Annotated in this window: 22 protein-coding genes; 6 read left to right on the forward strand and 16 right to left on the reverse strand. The window is 45.9% G+C overall.

Annotated features, from left to right (window positions below; translation table 11 throughout):
- Window positions 1–26 precede the first annotated feature (26 nt).
- The gene (locus tag Q1A41_RS05740; protein ID WP_299975766.1) at window positions 27–1046 is read left to right on the forward strand and encodes an AraC family transcriptional regulator; all 1020 of its coding nucleotides are present in this window, start codon (window positions 27–29) and stop codon (window positions 1044–1046) included.
- On the opposite strand, the gene gorA is transcribed toward Q1A41_RS05740, so the two are convergent.
- The 3 genes from gorA to Q1A41_RS05755 all read right to left on the reverse strand — a co-directional run bounded on the left by gorA (window position 1039) and on the right by Q1A41_RS05755 (window position 3251).
- Window positions 1039–2403: a glutathione-disulfide reductase gene (gene gorA / locus Q1A41_RS05745; protein ID WP_299975768.1), complete on the reverse strand. Its 1365-nt coding sequence runs from the start codon at window positions 2401–2403 to the stop codon at window positions 1039–1041. The two genes, Q1A41_RS05740 and gorA, sit on opposite strands and share 8 nt — an antisense overlap.
- 147 nt (window positions 2404–2550) lie before the next feature.
- Window positions 2551–2790, reverse strand: coding sequence for a hypothetical protein (locus Q1A41_RS05750; RefSeq protein ID WP_299975770.1), 240 nt, complete (start codon window positions 2788–2790; stop codon window positions 2551–2553).
- A gap of 230 nt (window positions 2791–3020) precedes the next feature.
- A complete protein-coding gene (locus Q1A41_RS05755; protein WP_299975771.1) occupies window positions 3021–3251 on the reverse strand; it encodes a GrxA family glutaredoxin in 231 nt (76 codons plus the stop codon).
- A gap of 168 nt (window positions 3252–3419) precedes the next feature.
- Between Q1A41_RS05755 and Q1A41_RS05760 the strand changes: the two genes are divergently transcribed.
- A complete protein-coding gene (locus Q1A41_RS05760) occupies window positions 3420–4082 on the forward strand; it encodes an acyltransferase (RefSeq protein WP_299975773.1) in 663 nt (220 codons plus the stop codon).
- 76 nt (window positions 4083–4158) lie between these two features.
- On the opposite strand, the gene Q1A41_RS05765 is transcribed toward Q1A41_RS05760, so the two are convergent.
- From Q1A41_RS05765 to Q1A41_RS05775, 3 genes are all read right to left on the reverse strand, one after another.
- Window positions 4159–4929: an AsmA family protein gene (locus tag Q1A41_RS05765; protein WP_299975775.1), complete on the reverse strand. Its 771-nt coding sequence runs from the start codon at window positions 4927–4929 to the stop codon at window positions 4159–4161.
- A gap of 13 nt (window positions 4930–4942) precedes the next feature.
- Window positions 4943–5335, reverse strand: a complete 393-nt coding sequence (locus Q1A41_RS05770) for a hypothetical protein (protein WP_299975777.1) — start codon at window positions 5333–5335, stop codon at window positions 4943–4945.
- A 62-nt stretch (window positions 5336–5397) separates the two neighbouring features.
- Window positions 5398–6441: a nucleoid-associated protein gene (locus tag Q1A41_RS05775; protein WP_299975779.1), complete on the reverse strand. Its 1044-nt coding sequence runs from the start codon at window positions 6439–6441 to the stop codon at window positions 5398–5400.
- Between the two features lie 150 nt (window positions 6442–6591).
- Here Q1A41_RS05775 and Q1A41_RS05780 point away from each other — a divergent pair, with 150 nt between their 5' ends.
- Window positions 6592–7125, forward strand: coding sequence for a DUF3806 domain-containing protein (locus Q1A41_RS05780; protein WP_299975780.1), 534 nt, complete (start codon window positions 6592–6594; stop codon window positions 7123–7125).
- 62 nt (window positions 7126–7187) lie between these two features.
- On the opposite strand, the gene Q1A41_RS05785 is transcribed toward Q1A41_RS05780, so the two are convergent.
- The 3 genes from Q1A41_RS05785 to Q1A41_RS05795 all read right to left on the reverse strand — a co-directional run bounded on the left by Q1A41_RS05785 (window position 7188) and on the right by Q1A41_RS05795 (window position 9713).
- On the reverse strand, window positions 7188–7943 hold the full coding sequence (locus Q1A41_RS05785; RefSeq protein ID WP_299975782.1) for a TIGR00266 family protein: 756 nt from the start codon (window positions 7941–7943) through the stop codon (window positions 7188–7190).
- A 154-nt stretch (window positions 7944–8097) separates the two neighbouring features.
- Window positions 8098–8679 (reverse strand): hypothetical protein, encoded by a 582-nt coding sequence (locus Q1A41_RS05790; RefSeq protein WP_299975784.1) that lies wholly within the window; start codon window positions 8677–8679, stop codon window positions 8098–8100.
- Between the two features lie 149 nt (window positions 8680–8828).
- Window positions 8829–9713 (reverse strand): hypothetical protein, encoded by an 885-nt coding sequence (locus Q1A41_RS05795; RefSeq protein WP_299975786.1) that lies wholly within the window; start codon window positions 9711–9713, stop codon window positions 8829–8831.
- 145 nt (window positions 9714–9858) lie between these two features.
- Here Q1A41_RS05795 and Q1A41_RS05800 point away from each other — a divergent pair, with 145 nt between their 5' ends.
- A complete protein-coding gene (locus Q1A41_RS05800; RefSeq protein WP_299975788.1) occupies window positions 9859–10110 on the forward strand; it encodes a hypothetical protein in 252 nt (83 codons plus the stop codon).
- Between the two features lie 116 nt (window positions 10111–10226).
- Here Q1A41_RS05800 and Q1A41_RS05805 read toward each other — a convergent pair whose 3' ends face one another.
- The 6 genes from Q1A41_RS05805 to Q1A41_RS05830 all read right to left on the reverse strand — a co-directional run bounded on the left by Q1A41_RS05805 (window position 10227) and on the right by Q1A41_RS05830 (window position 17210).
- A complete protein-coding gene (locus Q1A41_RS05805; RefSeq protein ID WP_299975790.1) occupies window positions 10227–10886 on the reverse strand; it encodes an invasion associated locus B family protein in 660 nt (219 codons plus the stop codon).
- 354 nt (window positions 10887–11240) lie between these two features.
- Window positions 11241–11732, reverse strand: coding sequence for a peptidylprolyl isomerase (locus Q1A41_RS05810; RefSeq protein ID WP_299975792.1), 492 nt, complete (start codon window positions 11730–11732; stop codon window positions 11241–11243).
- A 13-nt stretch (window positions 11733–11745) separates the two neighbouring features.
- A complete protein-coding gene (gene hrpB / locus Q1A41_RS05815; protein WP_299975794.1) occupies window positions 11746–14385 on the reverse strand; it encodes an ATP-dependent helicase HrpB in 2640 nt (879 codons plus the stop codon).
- A gap of 11 nt (window positions 14386–14396) precedes the next feature.
- The gene (locus tag Q1A41_RS05820) at window positions 14397–15500 is read right to left on the reverse strand and encodes a patatin-like phospholipase family protein (protein ID WP_299975795.1); all 1104 of its coding nucleotides are present in this window, start codon (window positions 15498–15500) and stop codon (window positions 14397–14399) included.
- Between the two features lie 238 nt (window positions 15501–15738).
- Window positions 15739–16797: a zinc-dependent alcohol dehydrogenase family protein gene (locus Q1A41_RS05825; RefSeq protein WP_299975797.1), complete on the reverse strand. Its 1059-nt coding sequence runs from the start codon at window positions 16795–16797 to the stop codon at window positions 15739–15741.
- Window positions 16797–17210 (reverse strand): acyl-CoA thioesterase, encoded by a 414-nt coding sequence (locus tag Q1A41_RS05830; RefSeq protein WP_299975799.1) that lies wholly within the window; start codon window positions 17208–17210, stop codon window positions 16797–16799. The genes Q1A41_RS05825 and Q1A41_RS05830 overlap by 1 nt, the downstream gene beginning before the upstream one ends.
- 120 nt (window positions 17211–17330) lie before the next feature.
- Between Q1A41_RS05830 and Q1A41_RS05835 the strand changes: the two genes are divergently transcribed.
- Window positions 17331–18035 (forward strand): hypothetical protein, encoded by a 705-nt coding sequence (locus Q1A41_RS05835; protein ID WP_299975801.1) that lies wholly within the window; start codon window positions 17331–17333, stop codon window positions 18033–18035.
- A 28-nt stretch (window positions 18036–18063) separates the two neighbouring features.
- On the forward strand, window positions 18064–18996 hold the full coding sequence (gene ylqF, locus Q1A41_RS05840; RefSeq protein ID WP_299975803.1) for a ribosome biogenesis GTPase YlqF: 933 nt from the start codon (window positions 18064–18066) through the stop codon (window positions 18994–18996).
- Between the two features lie 74 nt (window positions 18997–19070).
- On the opposite strand, the gene Q1A41_RS05845 is transcribed toward ylqF, so the two are convergent.
- Window positions 19071–19898, reverse strand: a complete 828-nt coding sequence (locus tag Q1A41_RS05845) for a trypsin-like serine protease (RefSeq protein WP_299975805.1) — start codon at window positions 19896–19898, stop codon at window positions 19071–19073.
- Window positions 19899–19949 lie beyond the last annotated feature (51 nt).

The raw sequence follows: 19949 nt of genomic DNA on the forward strand, positions 1-19949 counted from the left end.
ACCCTAAAACGTGAAAAATAAGCGCAATGCATTCAGAGCAATCCAGTAAACATCACTTAAAAGGCCTTCAGCCTGTATTACGCCTAATGCACGCTAAAGGCATCTCTGCAGAACGCTGCCTGATGGATACTGGCTTAGATCTGGCCGACATCCTTTCGGACCAGGCAGAGCTTAGCTTGGCCCAAGAATTCACCATTTACCGCAATATGCTATCAGCCAGCGATGAAGAGTGTTTGGGGCTAGCATTGGGTCAGGCCTTTGAGTTGCAAAGCTATGGTGTTTTAGGCTATGCCATTTTAAGTGCGGCTACTGTCGCTGATGCCTTATCGCTGGTAGCTGATTTTAGTGAACTCACCTACTCCCATTTTAAAATATCGCTGGAACAGCTTGGCGATCTTGCGGGGCTAGTGTTTAGCCCGCGTATCCCTCTTCCTAAAGAGCTATTGCCACTGTACGCCGATCGGGATATTTCTGCTGCGGTTACGGCATTTAATAGCTTTTCGCTTCAGAATCATCAGGCAAAAAAAATCTTGATGATGCATGATGAGCATAAAAACGAAGGCCATTATAGAGAATTCTACAATTGCGAGATTGAATTTAATGCTGAATACAACGCCTTGTTGTTCGAAGCCAGCCTACTAGAACAGCTGTTACCACAGCGCGACCCACAAGCGGCCACCTACTTGCGCAAACAGTGTGAACAGCTGCATCGTAGTTTCAGTCAAAGTAGCGAGCTTGCCAATAAAATAAGAGAACTAATGCTGGCGGAGCCAGGGGTATTTCCAGATATAAAAGCTTTGTCTGATAAACTACATATATCCGAAAGAAGTCTACGGAGAAAATTGAAAGAAGAAGGCTTTAGCTTTCAACAATTACTGAATGATGTACGTCGAGAACTGGCCAAACAATATTTACAAGCCGGTTTGAGTGTCGAGCAAATTGCCGAATTATTAGATTATAGTGAAACCGCGAATTTTTCCCATGCCTTTAAACGCTGGACCGGCATGTCGCCGGTCCAGTATCGAAAGACTAAACTGCTTAGCTAACAGGCTCTCGCATGGTCACAAATTCTTCCGCAGCCGTTGGGTGAATTCCAATCGTGCTATCAAAAATAGCTTTAGTTGCGCCAGCGCGAATGGCAACCGCCAAGCCCTGAATAATTTCACCCGCTTCACTGCCCACCATATGACAGCCAAGCACTTTATCGGTATCGCGATCTACGATAATTTTCATCAAGGTGCGCTCAGGCAAGCCGCTCAAGGTGTGTTTCATATGCTTAAATTCAGACTTATAAACATCCACGTTGGCATACTTTTCATTGGCTTGGGCTTCGGTTAAACCAACCGTAGCAATATTAGGCTGACTAAATACCGCCGTTGGAATATTGTCGTAATCTACCTTACGACCGCCCTCACCAAATAAATTGTGCGCTAGAGCCATGCCTTCGGCCAATGCGACCGGCGTTAATTCAATGCCACCAATCACGTCACCTAATGCATAAATGCTTGGTTCAGCGGTTTGATAATTCTCGTTGACCACAATAGAGCCATTCGCACGCATTTCTACATTGGTGTTTTCTAAACCTAAGCCTTGAGTTTTTGCTCTTCGGCCAGTGGCATACATCACACAATCAACTTCGATCTGTTCGCCGTTAGTAAAGCTTACCTTAAGACTACCATCAGCATTTTTAACAATTTCTGTAACATCGCTATTGAAATGAAGATTCACGCCCTTGTGTTGCATTTCGTTTGCTACAAACTCGCGCAAATCATCATCAAAACCGCGTAGAAACATTGGCCCGCGATAAGCTTGATGCGTTTGGGCGCCCAAGCCTGCAAAAATACCCGCAAACTCTACCGCGATGTAACCACCACCTACAACCAGCGCGCGCTTTGGAAACTCATCGAGATAAAATACTTCGTTAGAGCTAATGACATGTTCGCTACCCGGGAATTCAGGTACATAAGGCCAGCCACCAACGGCAACCAGAATGTATTTGGCGGTGTATTGCTGCTGGCCAACCATCACGCTGTTTGGACCGCTGATTACGCCACGCCCATTAATGACTTCAACACCGGCGCCTCCCAGAATGTTGCCGTAGATACCATTTAAGCGCTCGATCTCGCTGGTTTTACGATCTCGTAAAGTTGGCCAATGAAACTCAGTTTTGCCTACGCTCCAACCAAAACCTTCGGCCGCTTCAAACTCTTCACTGAAGTGGGAGCCGTAAACAAATAACTTTTTAGGTACACAGCCAACATTTACGCAAGTTCCACCTAAAGCGCTGTCTTCAATGACCGCTACCTTTGCACCTAAACCAGAGGCCATACGGCTAGCGCGCACGCCACCTGACCCAGCGCCAATCACCAAAAAATCATAGTCAAATTGGGTTTCACTGCTCACAAGATTGTCCTTTATTAATCAAATTCTGAATGACCTTACTTTAGGTCAAGTGGGGGAATTGTGGAATTATTTTAATCTAATGCGAGTGATAGATTTTAGCTATTTTGCTGAACTTTACTTCACTTATCTATCACAAACACTTAATCGCTAAGCGTTGATGTCAATATGCGGGTGCTCGTCATCACCTTTACGGCGTTTATCTTGGCGAGTATCCAGTACCTTTTCTTTATCTTCTTTACGGCGCTCTCCCTGACGACGATCAATATTGCCATATTCACCCACAGAGTCCGTAGCCTGAGTATGGGTAACATTACTCTGCCCGGGCAGTTTTCGCTTAAGCGCTTTGCGACTTATGTTGGGGCGAAAGATATTTGGAATATTAATCATATAGCACCTATATTCTTCTAAAGTTTGCTGCCATGCAGCCTTCTGAACAAATAACGGCCTACCTATCTGTAACAGTTTAGCGTACTTTCACACATATATAATCTATCGATACCTACTATATCGACCATCATGTATATTTATTAAACAACAAGCTGAGCCACAAAAAAAACCGAGTTAAGCGTGGCTTAGCTCGGGTAAAGGGTTCGGCAGGGATGTATGAAGAAAAAGGTTTAACTCTCAAAGCTTGCCGCAAGATCGGTGTATCCACCTATGTACTCGCGACCGTTAAAAATCTGTGGCACGGTTTTTACCGGCTTACCGATGGTCTTTTCTAAATCCGCTTGGCTAATGCCTTCAGCGTGAATATCAACATATCGAAAAGGCAGCTCTTTTTGCTCTAACAAACGCTTAGCTTGTTCACAAAAGCCACAACCAGGACGGCCAAAAACGGTATAACTCATTGCTCAATCTCCTTGAATACATTTCGTGTTGCAGTTGCTATGTTTGTTATTATCCACACAGGAAACCATACAGATATTTAATTTAACAAATACTCTTGATAGTTTTTTTTAATTACTTGATTTCAAGTCATCATTTGCTGAATGAATAGAAGCCCAGTTTAAAGAAATATGAGCAATAACAACGAGATAGATTACATACCTCAACATAAACTTAGGTTAAGCTATATGCCATGGTTGTATTTTCGGTTAAAGGCCAAACAATTGGCTTGGGCAAAACCATGGCAAGAAACCCTTCAAGGACAGCTTGAGCAACTCGAAACCGTTTCGTTTGCTGATAATTGTTTTGTGGCGCCACAGGCTCGCTTGTTTGCCGAACCTGGCCGCTTAATCCATGTAGAAGAAGGCAGCTTTATCGCCGCGGATAGTGTCTTGCATGGGCCCATTCAGCTGGGTAAAAAAGTCAGCATCAATCATCACTGCGCCTTGGATGGCGGTAAAGTGGGTATAAAGATAGGCGATAATGCTCGCTTGGCGCCCTATTGCAGCCTATACGCCTTTAACCACAACATCGCCTTGGATCGCCCTATCAACCAACAAGGGGTGAGTTCCAGAGGCATCACTATCGGAAATGATGCATGGCTAGGCACCAAAGCTGGGGTTGTAGATGGGGTTAGCATTGGAGATCATGCTGTTGTAGGCATGGGGGCAGTGGTAAGCAAAGATGTACCAGCCTATGCAATTGTCGCGGGTAACCCAGCGAAGTTAATTGGTGATCGGAGAAAGTTGAGCCCTGAAGAATTAGCCGACTTAGCTATTGAAATTGGGCTGTGAAGGCCGTTTTTTGTTGCCAATAAACACCGAGATTGGATCTGAATTAGGCAGTGCCACTGGGGCACTGCCAGTAAGATTAACGACCAAACAAGCCTTTTAGCTTATCAACCGCCTCACCGCCGATCTTGTCTTTTAGTTTTTCTTGAAGCTTCTCTTTTAACTTTTCTTCCGCTTTATCTTTAGCCAACTCGGTAATTTCAGCGGTTACAGCGGTTTTAACCTGCTGCAATAGTGGAGCGACAACGGCTTGTCCTAACTCTTGTGGGGTCAATCCTTTTGTCTTGTCACCAATATTGTCCAAGGCTATTGTTGGCAAGCTAATTTCACGCTCTCCAAATTGAGCGCTTTTAAGCTGAATCTTGCCATTGGTGAAACGGAATTTCTCCACCATCAATCGCACATCGGGGCCGGCTTCGGTTTCGACTGGCTCGCTGCTAGCGGCATCTTGCTGGATATTATCCAGTAGCGCCTGCAAATTGGTATCTTTTAAGTTTTTTTGCTCGGCCAATAACTTGGCTCCATCAACACTGATCTCTTTGATAACTTTTACATCTTCAAGCAGTGATTGAGGGTCGATATGTAATGTAACCGCACCCATTTCAACCGCATTAGCCGCGCTGAAGCCTGGAGGATTTGCCACTGTCAGATTTTGTAAGCTGCCTTTGCCTTGGCTAAGTTCGATATTAGCGGCTCCTAGCTTTACATCCGTCTTAAGCAGCTGTGTACCTTGGGTTTGTACCGTATCAACAGTTAGCTGGTTAATATTGTTAAGAAATAGCATGGTAATTACAGCGGCGGCGATAAGCACCACGACTACCAAGCCTAGAATGATCTTTAGGGCTTTCATAAATTATCCTTAATTAAGTCTCTGTTGCGCTACTATCATTTTTGGAGCCTTGATCAGCGGGTGGCTTAGCGGGCTCAGCCTGCTTGCGACGCTGCTGCTCTAGGTTTTGTCGTGCTTGATCGATTTCCTTACCCACTATACCGATAAGAGATTCCCAACCTTCTAGAAATGCATCATTGGCCTGATCAGCAATGCCCTTCAGGCTGTGTTTTTCAAACTCTAGCAGCTTTTCACGCATAAAGCTCATTTCGTCTTGATTCGCTTTAAGCTCGGCCAGTAGCTCTTCATTATGACTCTGTATAGATTGCATTTGTGAGGCAAGCTGCTGTGATTGCTGCCACAACTGATAGCAGGCAGCGGCCAATAGCATACTGACGATTAGCGAAAGCAAAGAAAGATATTTCATAAGCAACACTCCATGGCTTTATGGTTGCGGACAATTATTCTAAAAGCCAGGTTAACCCAAACTTAATCAGGTTTGCTTAGATGTTCCATTAAGCGCATTTTTAAAGCGCTAGGAATGGCTTTAATTGTCAAACTGTCTGCTGATGGATCATAGACAATACTATCGCCTAAACATTCCGCATTAAAGCTCATGCTAAGCTGATCACTGCGCCCGCTGATCCTAAGGAATTGACGAAGTTTTGAACGATCGGGAATCAATTCCTCAGTTTTAGCAATGTCACGCTGAGATTGGTAATCCGCGACGAAATCCGAGAAGCTACTATCTTCTTCAATGGTTTTTGATTCGGCTAATGCGCTAGATAGCTCTTCAAAAACCACCGTCTCGCCCAACTTGTCTTGTGCTATGCAATAATCCACCACCTCATTGCGACATAGCGCGGCCTTATCTTCATCCATATCCCTTGTAAATTCCTCGACAGCCTCTAGGAAATTAGCGGTATCGGCCTTGGTATCGAGTGGATCTCCCATGCCGATAAGCTCACAGAAGAAGTCACTAAGCTCTTTGTCGCCCCTAGGACGCAGCATCGCAATCGGACTATCACTTTGCATGTCCTCGTCGCTTATCAATGCATCAGTGATGTTAACCTTACAGCCAGCAATTATTTTACTGACATCAAGATATAAGCTGTCGCCTAATTGAATATCGCTATCGAGGTATAAGCCCTCTTTGTGATCGAGTAAATAAAGATGAAGGAAATCACACTCTGCCAAGCTTTCAATAAATACAAGAATGTGGGCATCTAGATCCACACTGCTACCGGCCAGGCTGGTTTCAAAATGCTGCCAAAGCTTGCTCGATAAGCTTTTGAAGCTCATTTTTTCTTCTTGCAGCTCCTGTAGCCAAGGCTTTAAGGGGGCCTCAGATAAATCACGGCTAAAGTTACCGTGAATTTTACCCGCCTTACCGACAAAAGCTTGTTTCAATTCGCGCAATAAATACTCTGGTCGACCACCGGTACCAAGTTCTTGTTCGGGCTGTTGACAGCGAAACTGATTAGCTTGTGCAGTATGCTGCATATAACAAGCTGTGAAAAAACTAAGCGCCATAAATCGTAAACACCCTTTTGATGATAGCGGTTCAAATCCAAACGACGATTATACCTTGCTCGCAGAGCTAATCACATCCTATCTATCGCTAACGCGCTTGGTTATACTGCGCTTAATAACGTGATCCCCATGCTTTATTTAGGAGTTAATATGGTGAATAGAAAACGCCGCAGCACAGCCGGCCTGCTTGTAGGCCTTGCCCTATTCATACAACTGCTTAGCACAGCCACCATGGCGCAGGACGAGGAACTGAGCGTTAAAGATTTTGGTTGGATCGACCGTAGCCATATCCAAAAACAGATCGACAGTGTCGAAGAAATTACTCGCCGCCATTTTGGCGGAGGCTTACATGGCAGCAAACAAGACTTAAAGCTTATACAGCGCGTGATAGATCGAAGCTTAATTAAACGAGACGATCGCTTAATGCTGCAGGCACTAGGTGCTGTTTTAGGAAGAGTGTTGGTCAATGAAGAAAATTTGGTCTGGCAAAACTACGAAGATCGGCTGGGCAAAAGTCGCGCCGTATGTGTGCCTAAAACACAGCACTGCCTGTTCCCAATTACCATGCTGTCAAGACGTATGGAAGTAGGCCTTTTGCCGCGAGTAGACGATGTCTACAAAAAGGCGATGGATCAAATCGCTGATTACCAACCTAAAAACCCTTATGACGCTAAAGCTGATTAAGTCACATTAGTGCTTGCGGCATTTTTCATGTGCCGCAAGCTATCTATCTGCTTTAATCTTTTCTAACTTTCCCCTTGATCACTGCCCCCCATACTTGGTGCATGGGAGATAATTCGATCTGCCAAACGTGAAAACGGTAAGCTTTGTAGCCAAACCGTACCGGTACCACTTAATTCAGCAAGAAATAGCCCTTCGCCGCCAAAAAACATGCTTTTAAGCCCGCTGGCAAGTTTAATGTCGTATTCGATTCCAGATGTAAAGCCAACTATACAGCCGGTGTCCACCTTTAGAGACTCTCCATTAAGTTCCTTTCGAACCACGGAACCGCCGGCATGAACGAAAGCCATGCCATCGCCATTTAGGCGCTGTAAAATAAAGCCTTCGCCACCAAAAAAGCCTGCCCCTAAACGCTTTTGCAAAGCGATACCAATACTGGTGCCCTTCGCCGCGCACAAAAAGCTGTCTTTTTGGCAAATCAATTCCCCGCCGATACTCGCCATATCGACAGCGACGATACTGCCAGGGAACGGGGCTGCAAAAGCCACTTTAGATTTACCTTCACCGCGATGGGTGAAATGTGTCATAAAAACCGACTCACCCGTCAATGCGCGCTTACCAGCGCCCCAAAGCTTACCCAGAATACCCTGCTCAGCGTCGGAGCCATCACCCATTTTGGTTTCAAACTCAATCCCTTCCTCGAAATAGTTCATCGCTCCTGCTTCAGCGATTACCGCCTCACCGGGATCCAGCTCAACTTCCACCAACTGCATGCTTTCGCCGATGATCTGGTAATCTACTTCGTGACACTTTGTGCTCATGGAGGCCTTCCTTTATTGCAATATTCAGAACCAATTGATTAGCCGCAGTGTAAACAAATTTGCTGCTTTAAGACAAGAAAAGCCCGGCTCAAGGCCGGGCAAAAGATAACTTACTGCAGGGGTGTTAAATGACTGAAACGTGTAGCCAGAATGATCAGTAATTGCCTAGATCATTACTCAATCGCTGCCTAGCGGCGCTTAATTGATTTCGATAAGTAACCGCTAAAAAGCTAGGATCGTTGACACCCTGATCCTTTAAGCGGCGCCTTTCTTGATGTAAGTAACGCGCAAAGTTGTGGTACTTAGCCTTATCTAGACCGTATAAAACCTTCACCCAACGATTGATGCAATCGATGTAATCCCGGCCTTGCAGGCCAAAATACGGGGTAAACTGATTATGGATACCTTGAAGTGTCTTTTCACCCGGAGCATTAAAGCCACGTGGCGGCAGGAAGGTGCCAACATATCTAAAGGGGAACAGCATCCACAGCCAACACTGTTTAAGGAACTGCCAAACGATATTGATCGGTAAAAATAATAAGTACAAAAACAGCTGCACCGCGAAGCGCCAGGGTGTTTTGGACCAGCTTAGCGAACTCATGCTAATTGCGCGAAAGAAAGCAGCACCGTCAAATGATCGCTTACACAAAGCTTTACGCTGTAGTTGACGTCCTACTTCGAAGCACTCTACTTCGGCCTCTGTTAGGAGTGTGTCAGAAAATACCAGACTTTTCATGCTAGTCCCTGCGTCAGCTACCGTTTGCACTATGACCTCCATTTGCACAGCGTTATTGGTATTCTTTAGGGGCGCTGTGCTTTTTACTTAATATGGGGCTATATTGGCAAATTGGAGCTTAACAGGGTCTGAATTTGTACATCCGCGCTTTAAAGGTGCTGATACGACTCTACCCCGCGCTCTAGAAGCTGGCGGGCCAAGATTTCGTCCAGCTGGGCCAAATCAGACAGACTCAAACTGATATAGGGGATGGACTGTCGATCGTAGTATTCCTGCCTTTTAAATTGAGCACTAATTTCCTGAGGAGCCAGGTTCAGGCCCCACACTTCGATATAAAGACGACTATCAGGTAGGTAAAATTGACTTTTTAGCTCACGTGCTTGAGGCAAGGGGCGTGCGCAACTGTGCCCCAAGCCAGCCAGATAGAGCCAATCGCCAACCAGCTTTAAGGCTCGGCAAGAATGGCTTTGCCCATCTAAGGCGGTACACTGGCAAGCTTCGGCTAAAGCTTCCTCGCTCAACTGATTACCGGCAGCCAGATCCTGCAACTCAGCAGCCACAGGTTTTAAACGGTCTAGTAAATCCTGCTCCCATAAGGCAAAGGTTCGACCAGAGGGTTCATGAATGTGGATACTGCCGCCACTTTGTCTGCCAAAATCGCTAAGTCGCCAGCCCCGAATATCACGTTCAATTAAGCCCTGCTCAGCTAACAGCGCATTTACCTGGCGAGCTTTAATGCCGAATTTTTGCGCAATAGCCGAAGCATTCAGCTGACTGGGTGTACGATCAGCGAAAATGGCGTGATCGCAAACCGTGGCGGGCCAGACAATATAATCTCCATAGCGCTTGCTATGACGAATCTCGCCGCCTTCGAACTCGCCTTTGGCCGTCAATTGCCAAGCTTCATCAACATACTGAATCCAGCCGGCATCTAATAGTGTTTTAGTCAGTAACTTGAGCGGCATATCAAGTTTATCGGCTAGCGCTGTTCGCGAATAAAAACCCGCCATTGTTTCATTTCGTTCTTCAGTCACTGTCTTACCATTAGACCTTAAAGGGTTGATCATTATAACGTATAAATCGGCGCATTTTACCAGCTTCGTAATGAGCGGAACTCGACAAGCTAGCATGCCTCAGGTAAGGTGGCGCGAAATCAGCCCTGCAATCGGATTTACATCAATGGACCCACAGAAACTACTCGCTAAGCACAATATCAACTCCGCTGAACTGGAACTTATTTCCCAGCAATTTGAGACCAGAGTAGCCAGCAAAGGGCTGCCTAGGCAGGCAAAAATTTTGCTAGAAACAGCGGCAATGGATCTCGCTTTAGGGGCTGTCGAAATGAGTCAAGAAACCGAATCAGCCATGGGCGAGTCGCTCAGTGCCCTGCAGTTACTGGAAATACTGTGCGCAGTTGAATTTGCCTCCTAGTAGGCGATCTAAGATTTCTAGGCCTATCTAGCTGTGTGCTTGACCATAAAAGGCCAAGCGTAAGGCAAAACAAGCGCCAATGTAGGCGCTTTATCTGAATTTCTTAAGCTAATTTGCTAGCGCTTAAGGGTTGTCTTGGCACTCGCTGGCAGCTTTTTAAAATGTTCAAGCGCCTTACTAAAGCCAAACAGGGAGTGGATTGAATTGACCACCCTGCCGTCTAACGCAGCAAAAGCCAACTTCAACTTTCGCCCTGCTTGCATTGGCTTGATTAATTCATCGCCAAGCGTATAGGTCAACATACAGCCTATTTGGGTGCAATAAGAATAACCATAGTTTTTCTTATATATCTCTTTACCGTCATATCGAATAATACTGAGATCAACACCGTGATCGATACGGGTCATTAATGGGACGGTAAAGGTAATTAAAATCGAATCGGCTTTTTGGTGTAACGATACAGAGCTGATTACGCGTTTTTTTTCATCGAGTATATACTGGTGAACAATGCAGTCCCCATCACCGCAATTTAACACCCAATCTTTAAATACAGTTCGATCCGTTTCTCTTTGCGCACTGGGATTTGTCGGCGGGCTACTTGGCGCCTCATCCGGTAAGTTGCTTGGCTTACTCAATGTGGTAGTTTTAGTGACATTGCCATTAAGTTCGGCTTGAGCGCTACTGTACAAGCTCAAGGTCACGGTAAATAATAGTGTTAATAACGTCATACCAATACGAAAATTAAAGCTGTTAAACAGGCCGCCTCGTTTTTCCATATCACACCCTCATCCTTTAGTGTTTTCTATTTATAGTATATACATGCGGATCGATGTAGCACAAAAGCAGTCCTTTTCTGCTCACTAGGGCCTGTTAACGCTAACCCGCCACCACTGTTAGAGCCAACAACGTCTTAATCATGGCGCGAGACTCGTAGCTTGGTCGCCCCAAATAAGCAACGAGCAAAGCTAAGTAATGCGATTTTAGCCTAAGCTTTTGTAGCCAAAGGCCATAAAGGCCGACTTATTTCATCGCTCGGCTGTGCTAGTGCTCGCTGAAATGGGATGACCACAATACTCTCGCCCTAGCTTGCCGAATTGGTGTTAACAGACCCTAGCTAAGTATGCCCTGCTTTAATGTTGATGACCACCGGGGCCATGGGCATGGCCATGGTCAATCTCGGAACTGCTAGCCTCCCGTATAGTTAAGATTTCAATATCAAACTGAACCTTTTTACCAGCCAGAGGGTGGTTAGCGTCAACATCGACATTTTTAAGGCCAACTTTAAGAACGGTCGCTTGCTTTTGACCTTGGTCGGTATTGATATGAACGATATCACCTTTCTTGGGCTTTTTATTACCGAGCAGGTGCTTGATAGGCACCCGCTGCTGCCAATTGTCACGACGTAAGCCATAAGCTTTCTCTGGGTCTAGGGCAACACTAAAAACATCACCTTCTTCATGGTCTAACATCGCCTCTTCTAGCGCTGGTAAAATATTGCCGTAGCCGTGCAAGTACAAGCTGGCTTGCTCGCCATGGGAAGACTCCAACTCGACTGAAGGCTCCTGCGCACAATTCCAAAGTCGATAATGGAAAGAAACAACTTTGTCTTTACTGATTTTCATAACTCACTCTCGTTTAGTTTTTCTTCTCACGTGCTAGAGAAGCTTTTGTCTTTGCGGTGGCGATTGCCGCCATTGGATTATCCGGCCAAGGGTGCTTTGGGTAGCGGCCACGCATTTCTTTTTTAACGTCTTGGTAGGCGTTTTCCCAAAAACTCTCTAAATCATTGGTAAGCGCCAAGGCACGTCCTGCCGGCGATAGCAGCTGAAGCTTAATGGCCAAGCGACCATTTAATAAAGTAGGAGCTTGTTTGGCACCAAACATCTCTTGCAGTTTTACCGATAATTCGGGCTCACCATTTAAGTAATTAATTTCCTTTAAGCTACCACTGGCGACTTTAATTTTGCTAGGTAAATGCCGATCTAAGTACTGCTGTTGCTCCCAATCAATAGTTGCCTTTAACGCCGCAGCAATATCCAGTGCCTCGAGCTGGCTAAGCTTGTCAATTCTAGCCAATTGGGTCTCTAAAACCGGCGCTATCCTGTCCAAAATGCCCGGCCAACTGACTGCAAAAGGCATCTTTCCCGGTTCATTTTTATTCAGTATGTTAATCCGTGCGCTTAGCTGCTTAGCTTCATCACTGAGCGACAGGCAACTGCCGTAATGCTGTTTTATATAGCGCAATAACGCTTGAACTTTGATTTCGGGGTCGAGCTTATGAATTGGTTTACTATTTAACAATAGCTTGCCGAAATAGTGGCGCTCTTGCGCAATAAAGCGCCCTAGCCTTTTGTCCCAATCGATAAAATGTTCAAGCCTGAGTTTATTAGCACAATAAGTTAATAGATGTTCTTGATCAGCGGCCGCCGCGAGATAGATTCTGTCGTATTGCTTACCTTTGCGACCACCCACTTGCGCAACCACTAAAAATTGTTCCCTTGCGAGCGGATCAGCGGCATCCAAAATCGCTTGCCGGCCATTACTTAGGTGATAAACAACTTCAGCGTTGTCTGTTTCACGAATACGCTTGGCAAGGCGATCTGGATAGGCAAGTAGCAACAGTTCCATAACATCGAGCGTTGTTTTGCAGCTTGGCTCAATATTATCGGCTTTTTGTAGCTCCTGCTTTCTGAGCTGCTGTACACTGGCATTAACACGCTTTCTGATAGCAGCCTTTTGTTGAGTCTTTTCCTTTAGCCATTGCAAGCGTAAACCGATATCGCAGCTATGAGCTTGGGTGGACAATGGGTCTTTTTCTAAAAGTAAGGCCGCCAATTTTTCTGCCAGGTTTTCTTCGGCAATAGCATGCTCTCGACTGATAGAGATCATATGCGCCAAACGCGGATGCAGGGGCAATTTAGCCAAGCCTTCGCCATGAGAGCTAATGGCAAAGTTAGGCTGCTGAGCGCTAGCGCTTGTGCCTTTGGAGTGTTCGATAGCTTGCAAGGAATACAATAAATCATGCGCCTGCCAAGCATTTGCAACAGGCGGTTGATCCAGCCAATGAAGCTCATCAAGACTTTCAGCGCCCCAGGCTGCTGATTGCAAGCAAAGGCTACTTAAGTCGGCTCTTAGAATTTCAGCCTGACCATGTTCAGCCAAGCCTTGCTGATCACTTTCACTCCAAAGGCGAAGGCAAAATCCGGCTTTTGTACGCCCTGCGCGCCCCGCTCTTTGCTTACAATTGGCCTTTGAGCTGCGTTCGGTAAGCAATCGATTCATACCGGTGTTAGGATCAAATGCAGAGCTTCTTTTTAAGCCACCATCAATAACAATACTGACATCTTCAATTGTCAAACTGGATTCTGCAATATCAGTGGCCAGTACAATTTTACGTTCGCCATTCTTAGCCGGAGCAATTGCCTGAAACTGTTTCTCTAAAGCCAGCTCACCATATAAGGGCACAAACTTTAAAGTCGATTGATCGCCAATTGCTCCTGCCTGATACTGTTCTTCTAAATACTGCAGGCAACTTTGAATTTCACCCTGCCCAGGCAGAAACAGCAGTATTGAACCTTCGTGTTTTAGCAGTGCAATCTTAATAGCTCGAAAAATGGCTTCACAAAGTTCTCGACGAGATTTGCCATATATGGACAACTCAGGCAAATAATCGATACTTACTGGATACTGGCGCCCTTCACTGGTGATAAGTGGGGCGCCAGGAAAGCTTTCTTGCAGCTGCTCACTTTGCAAAGTCGCCGACATCAACAGCATCTTAAGTGGCTGTTCATCCCTAAATATTTCTCTAGACTGCAACGCAAGTGCGAGAGCCAAATCTCCGTCTAAGTGACGCTCATGCAATTCATCAAAGATTAGCAGGCCAACATCTTTAAGCTCAGGATCCTGCTGTAGTCGACGAATAAATAAGCCTTCTGTCATGACTTCTAGGCGGGTTTCTTGACTAACCCGACTTTCCATTCTTACTCGGTAGCCCACGGTTTTCCCCACCGCCTCGCCCAATAAATTGGCCATCCGTTCAGCTGCCGCTTTAGCAGCCAAACGCCTCGGTTCTAGTAAAATTATTTTCTGCTGAGCAAGGGATGGCATCGCTAAAGCTAGCAAAGGTAACACAGTAGTTTTACCAGCCCCTGGTGCCGCCTGTAAAATCAGGGTGTCTTGTTGACCGTCCAAAGCCTTGGCTAATTCGTCAAGCAAATCAATAATCGGCAGATTGGGCAAGCTAATATTTGCTAATAGACTGGATACAACTGACATAACAATACGTGTTAGAAATCTTTTAAATTATCGGCCAGATCATCGCCATTTACCCAAGACAAAAATTCCTCACCTAGCTGGCTACTGGCTTGCATCGCTTGTCGCCAACGTTGCTGTCGAATTTCGTTGCGCCCTTTGTAAATTGAGAAGTCTTTGCGATCGGGTAAACGTCCATCTGGTAAGGCAGCCACAAACTCAGCACTTGGCGATAACATAATGACATTGTCCAATTGTGTAGCGCTGGCTTTTCGCGAGGGGTAAAATTTATCGAACCAATTGGGTACCAAGTAATTGTAAAAATGTGGGTATAAAACCAAACCGCTATCCTGCCAAAAACGGCTCGGAATCGGATGATAATCTAGCAGTCCGCCATCACGGTACAAACCTTCACTAGCCCCTGCAATCCCAGATATTGGATCCATAATATAGGGAATGGCCGCTGAAGCTCGCAAAGCCGCGCGCAGGTTCTGCTGACTTAATGGTATATGTTGAGTTTTAACACCGGCCTCATCTTTCAATTCTGGCAAGTCTCTCCCATCACTAAAGACCGCCCTATCAAACATTGCGCCATAATTTTTATTACTGGCCGAGCGGACAAAACCCTCACTCATTCCTAGCGCTAAACTAAAGGGTTTCTCCTTAGATAAAAAGCTGTGACACTTTACGGCACCGCAGCTATACCTAAGGTAAGGATGCTGCAATAACTCATCGAGCTTATCTTCAGGCATTAATGTATCGAGAATTCGCTCAGTTTGATAAACAACTTCCGCAGGCTTCGCTTTACGGCCATAGCTTTGGTTGATGTAAGCGTTAGCTAAACGCTCTAAACTTGGCCCCGGATCAGTTTGGCAGGCCGCTGCTAACTTCCACGCTCCGACAGAGGTACCGTAGAGCTTGATTGGCGAGATGGTCTTATCAATTACCGCATTATTTTGCTCGCCATCGAAATATTCAGGCAACCACTGTTCAAATACTGCGCGATCCAAGCCGTATATTGCTAACCATTTAGCAGCACCAGAAGCTCCAAATATGGCTTGGATATCTTGTGGTTTTAAACCGTGTTCTTGTATATGTCGCTTAGCCTTAGCGCCCGCGTATATCTCTAATAGAGCCATAGTGATCGATAAACAGTAATCTAATGGGAGTGAAAATAAGCAATCAGTATCTAAATAATACGCCGATGGCGATCTAGGCTGTAATGATAAGCTAAACGGCACAAAGTATCAGCACAGCGAAAAGCCTTATTTCAATGCTGTGATTTAAGGCTTTTAGTAGTGACGAACTAGCTTAAGCGTCCGGACTTGATAAATGGCCGCCAAACACAAGATTTTCTAGCGAAAGCGGCAATGAGGATCAAAAACTCAGTAGCACCTTTCCCCCACGAGAGGGCTGCTGGCTTAACTCTAGTGCCTTTAAATAATCCTCCAGCGCAAACACTTCGGCGACCTCAGCATGAAAAATGCCTTTAGCCGACAGCTTTGCCATCTGACGAATCGTTGAAATCAGCTTTAAAGTAGATTGCTGCGCAAGCCAATTGCCCGCGAAGAATCCTTCTATTCGACAACCAGGCATCATTAAGTCACGGCTGTTCACAGAGAAACCATTTGCAGCTAAAGTGCCATAAAGGAGCATAGTCGCGTTTACAGACAAACAGCGCGACATATCGCTAGTAAGCTGACCACCAACGCAATCCATCGCATAGCACACGCCACGAGAGCGTGTTATCGAAGCAACCTTCGCCAGCAAGTCCTCCTCAGGGTACACAATAACCTCATCCGCCCCCAGACGTTTCAGTTCATCTTTTTGATCACTATTGCGGACAATATTAATGGTGCGAAAGCCAAACTCCTTACTTAGAGCGATGACCATTTTCGCCAAGGCTGAGTTTCCAGCACTCTGCAATAAATACTCTCCGGCCTCAACTTTTAATACCTTACGAACCATTGCAAAACTGGACAATGGATTAATAGTGTACATCGCCGCTTGTTCATGGCTTAGCTGCTCTGGTACTGGTATCGCTTTTTTGGCGTCAACAAGAGTATATTCTTGCCAACTTCCCTCTGGCGGGCCAGCGCTAATGGCCACCCTTTTACCCTTTAGTCGTCGCGCCAATAAACTGCTGCCACAGGCATCGACAATACCCACGCCTTCACCGCCCAAAACATAAGGGTGCTCGGGATAGGGCATCGTTCTGGCCGGATCAAAGCAACATTGCTCTTGCTGATAGTTCCATATAAGGCGCTGTAAAGCGGCTTTATAATCACCACGAATAAAATTGAAATCCGAAGGGTTAATAACCGCACGGAGCATTTTAACTCGGACCTGATTGGCAGCTGGCTCAGGCAAAGATCGCTGCTGCAATTCCATGTTGGATAGATCCTCGGCAAAGCCTGTTACAACAAGAGATTTCATCACACTGCACCTGTGTCATTATTGCGTTTAATCGCTTCGCTTATTTTCTGTTTAAATTCTTCAGGCATTGGGCAGGTATGTTTGTTCTTTAAATCAAAGTACACCAATGTTGAACTGGCCTTGAGGAGCTGGCGATCTTGCTGAAAGATGTCCGTACGAATCTGCAATGAGCTGTTACCAAGTTTATCGATCCAGCTGTGATTGCTGACTTGGTGACCGAAATAACCTTCAGCCATAAAGTCCATATTGACGTTTGCTAAGACGAAGTTGAAGCCAGCTGGCAGCTGCACTGCCCTATCTCCCATCAGTAAGCTGGTTCGACTCTGCTCGACCCAGGCACTGTAACTAACGTTGTTGATATGCCCCAAGGCATCAGTCTCGCAAAAGCGAGGCATAAAGTGTTCTACCAGCATTGCTTATCCTTATTATTGCTTAGCGTGAGTAGGCGTCTTAGCGGCAAGTTTGGTTTTTACCTTTATCGCTCTTTGTTATACTAGCGCCTTCGTAGACGGCTTGATACAGGCGATTTTAGCATGAATATTTTGGCGAAATTTGACAGAAAAAGGCTATTGATGGTGGCAGGCTCAAGCCTATTCTGCCTATTATTAAGCGCCTGTGGCCCAGCACCGGACAGCCCGCCAGAGCGCATTGTTAAAGGGCTTCCCTGGCAGATAGAGCAGTTTGAAGATGGCAGTAGTGAGGTCTTTGGGCTTAGGCTCGGGCAAACGACTCTTGCGCAAGCCTTAGAAATCATTGGTAAAGATAGCGAGAGCGCTATCGTTATCGATCAGCAAAACCATGCGAGCCTTGAAAGCTACATCAGTCATTACAAAGCGGGCCCGCTCCAGGGCAAACTTATCTTATTGGTTGATATTCCAGCAAGCCAGCTACAAGAGATGATTCAAAACCTTGAGCATGGTGATTATATGGCCAGTGGTGCACGCAAACTACTACCGACAGACAGTGATTGGGAGCTTGCGCAACAAGCGACTATCGCAGGAATTAGCTTTATCCCGGCGATTAATCTTGATGACAGCATCATCAATAATCGCTTTGGCAGCCCGCAAACGCAGCTGCAATCAGAGGAGCTGACCCACTACCTTTACCCAGATAAAGGCCTTGATATTGCCCTTAGCGAAAATGGCAAAGAGGTGTTGCAGTATATTGCGCCTCGCCAATTTCATAAATTAAGCCAACCACTGCTAAATGATCCAAGCTTTAAAGTGGCCAGCCAGTAATAAATACAAATTTTCATAGGATTTAACGATGGCCATTCAGTGGTACCCAGGGCATATGCACAAGGCCCAAAAGCAAGTTCGTGAAGCGGCCTCGCAAATTGATTTGTATATTGAGGTTTTGGATGCGCGCCTGCCCTATTCTAGTCAAAACCCAATGATTGCCGAACTTCGCGGCAATAAACCCAACATCAAAGTACTGACCAAAACTGATTTGGCCGATTCCAAAATGACGGAATTGTGGCAACAACATTTCGAACAAGAAGCCGGTGTTAAAACACTTCTAGTGAGTAATGATCACAATTCGAAAGCTAAAATCTTGCCCGATCTATGCCGCAAGCTATTACCAGATAGCAATCAGTTTAAAACCATCAATGCGATGATCTTAGGCATCCCTAACGTTGGCAAATCTACGCTGATCAATACCCTAGCCGGACGCTCTATCGCTAAGGTAGGAAATGAGCCCGCCGTTACCAAAGGCCAACAAAAAATCAATCTACGTAATGGCATCATGTTATGGGACACCCCCGGGATGCTATGGCCTAAGGTTGAAAATGATCACAGTGCCTATCGGCTAGGCGTATCTGGCGCCATTAAAGATACCGCGATGGAATATGAAGACATCGCCTTTTATGCCATCGGCTTTCTGCAGCAGCACTACCCTGAGCAACTGCAAGAGCGCTACCAATTAGAACAGGTTTATGAAAGCGAGATTGAAAACTTAGAAGCAATAGCAAAGCGTCGGGCCTGTGTTAGAGCTGGCGGCCGAGCAGATCTTCATAAGGTTTCTGAGCTTCTCATTAAGGATCTTCGCGGTGGAGTCATTGGTGAAATAACTCTAGAGACACCAGAGATGATCGCCAAAGAGCTTATCGAGGTGGAGCGCAAAAAAGCTGAGAAAGAAGCCCAGAAGGAAGCTCGACGAAAGGCGCGAGCCCCTCAACGCGGGAATCCCAAACCCTAAGAAACTTTCTAGACATTGTGCATTTTTTAATGCTGATGCTTGGTGCTTGATGCAGTATGGCTCGCAGTGAAGAGCTATCGGCTAGCAGATTTAACCGCTCTGCTGGCCACTGCAACCCCCCAGCGTCGCTCATCGGTTTTGGCCTCCAGCGATTGAATACCTAAAACCTGCCACACCCCATTTCGGCGTCGCAAAATAGGCCCGCCAGAGTCACCTTGGATAATCTCACAGCTATGATCAAAGGCCGAGCCATCTTTATTCCAGGCTAGCAGCTTGCAATTAAGCTGGGCGGTTAATACCTCAGGACGATCACGACGATAGCCTGCCAGGCTAATCGAATCTCCTACAGCAACAGAGGTTTCGGCAGACAAATCTAAAAAGCCCACCTCAAGGCCAATATCTTGCCGCAGATGCAAAATCGCCCAGTCAGTATGAACAGAGTCTAAATCTATTTCGCCTTTTGCATTGAACTTACCCGCGGCTTGAAAAGACTCAATCCGGCTATACGCTAGATAATCGCCTTGCGCATATGCTGCAACAAAGTGGATTTCAGATGGGCCATACCAATCTTTGTTGTACGCATCCCAAAGGCAATGAGCTACAGTAAGAACCTTGTCTTTGGCAATCAAGACACCGCTGCAATAATGTGAGGCGGCAACATTCACTTGCCCAATAGCCCGCCATGGCCACTGCTTAGAATTAACTTGTTGCCGTTGCTTTGGGTAGTTTAAGTGTAAGCCCTGCGCATCTAAAGTAATTACTTCAGGGCTACTGGCTTGATTATCTAGCAGCAAATGATGGGGAATGCTTGTAGTGCGGGAGGACTGTTCAGCAATAAGCTGCCCGCAGCTGACTAGCAAGACTACGATTAGACATACCGATCTCTGCAGCTTGTGATTCATGGCGAGCTCCTTGCTTGCGCTAAAAAACTGAATAAAAATATTCAAGCTTTA

It is taken from the genome of uncultured Pseudoteredinibacter sp. (assembly GCF_947502065.1).
Taxonomy (GTDB): Bacteria; Pseudomonadota; Gammaproteobacteria; order Pseudomonadales; family Cellvibrionaceae; genus Pseudoteredinibacter.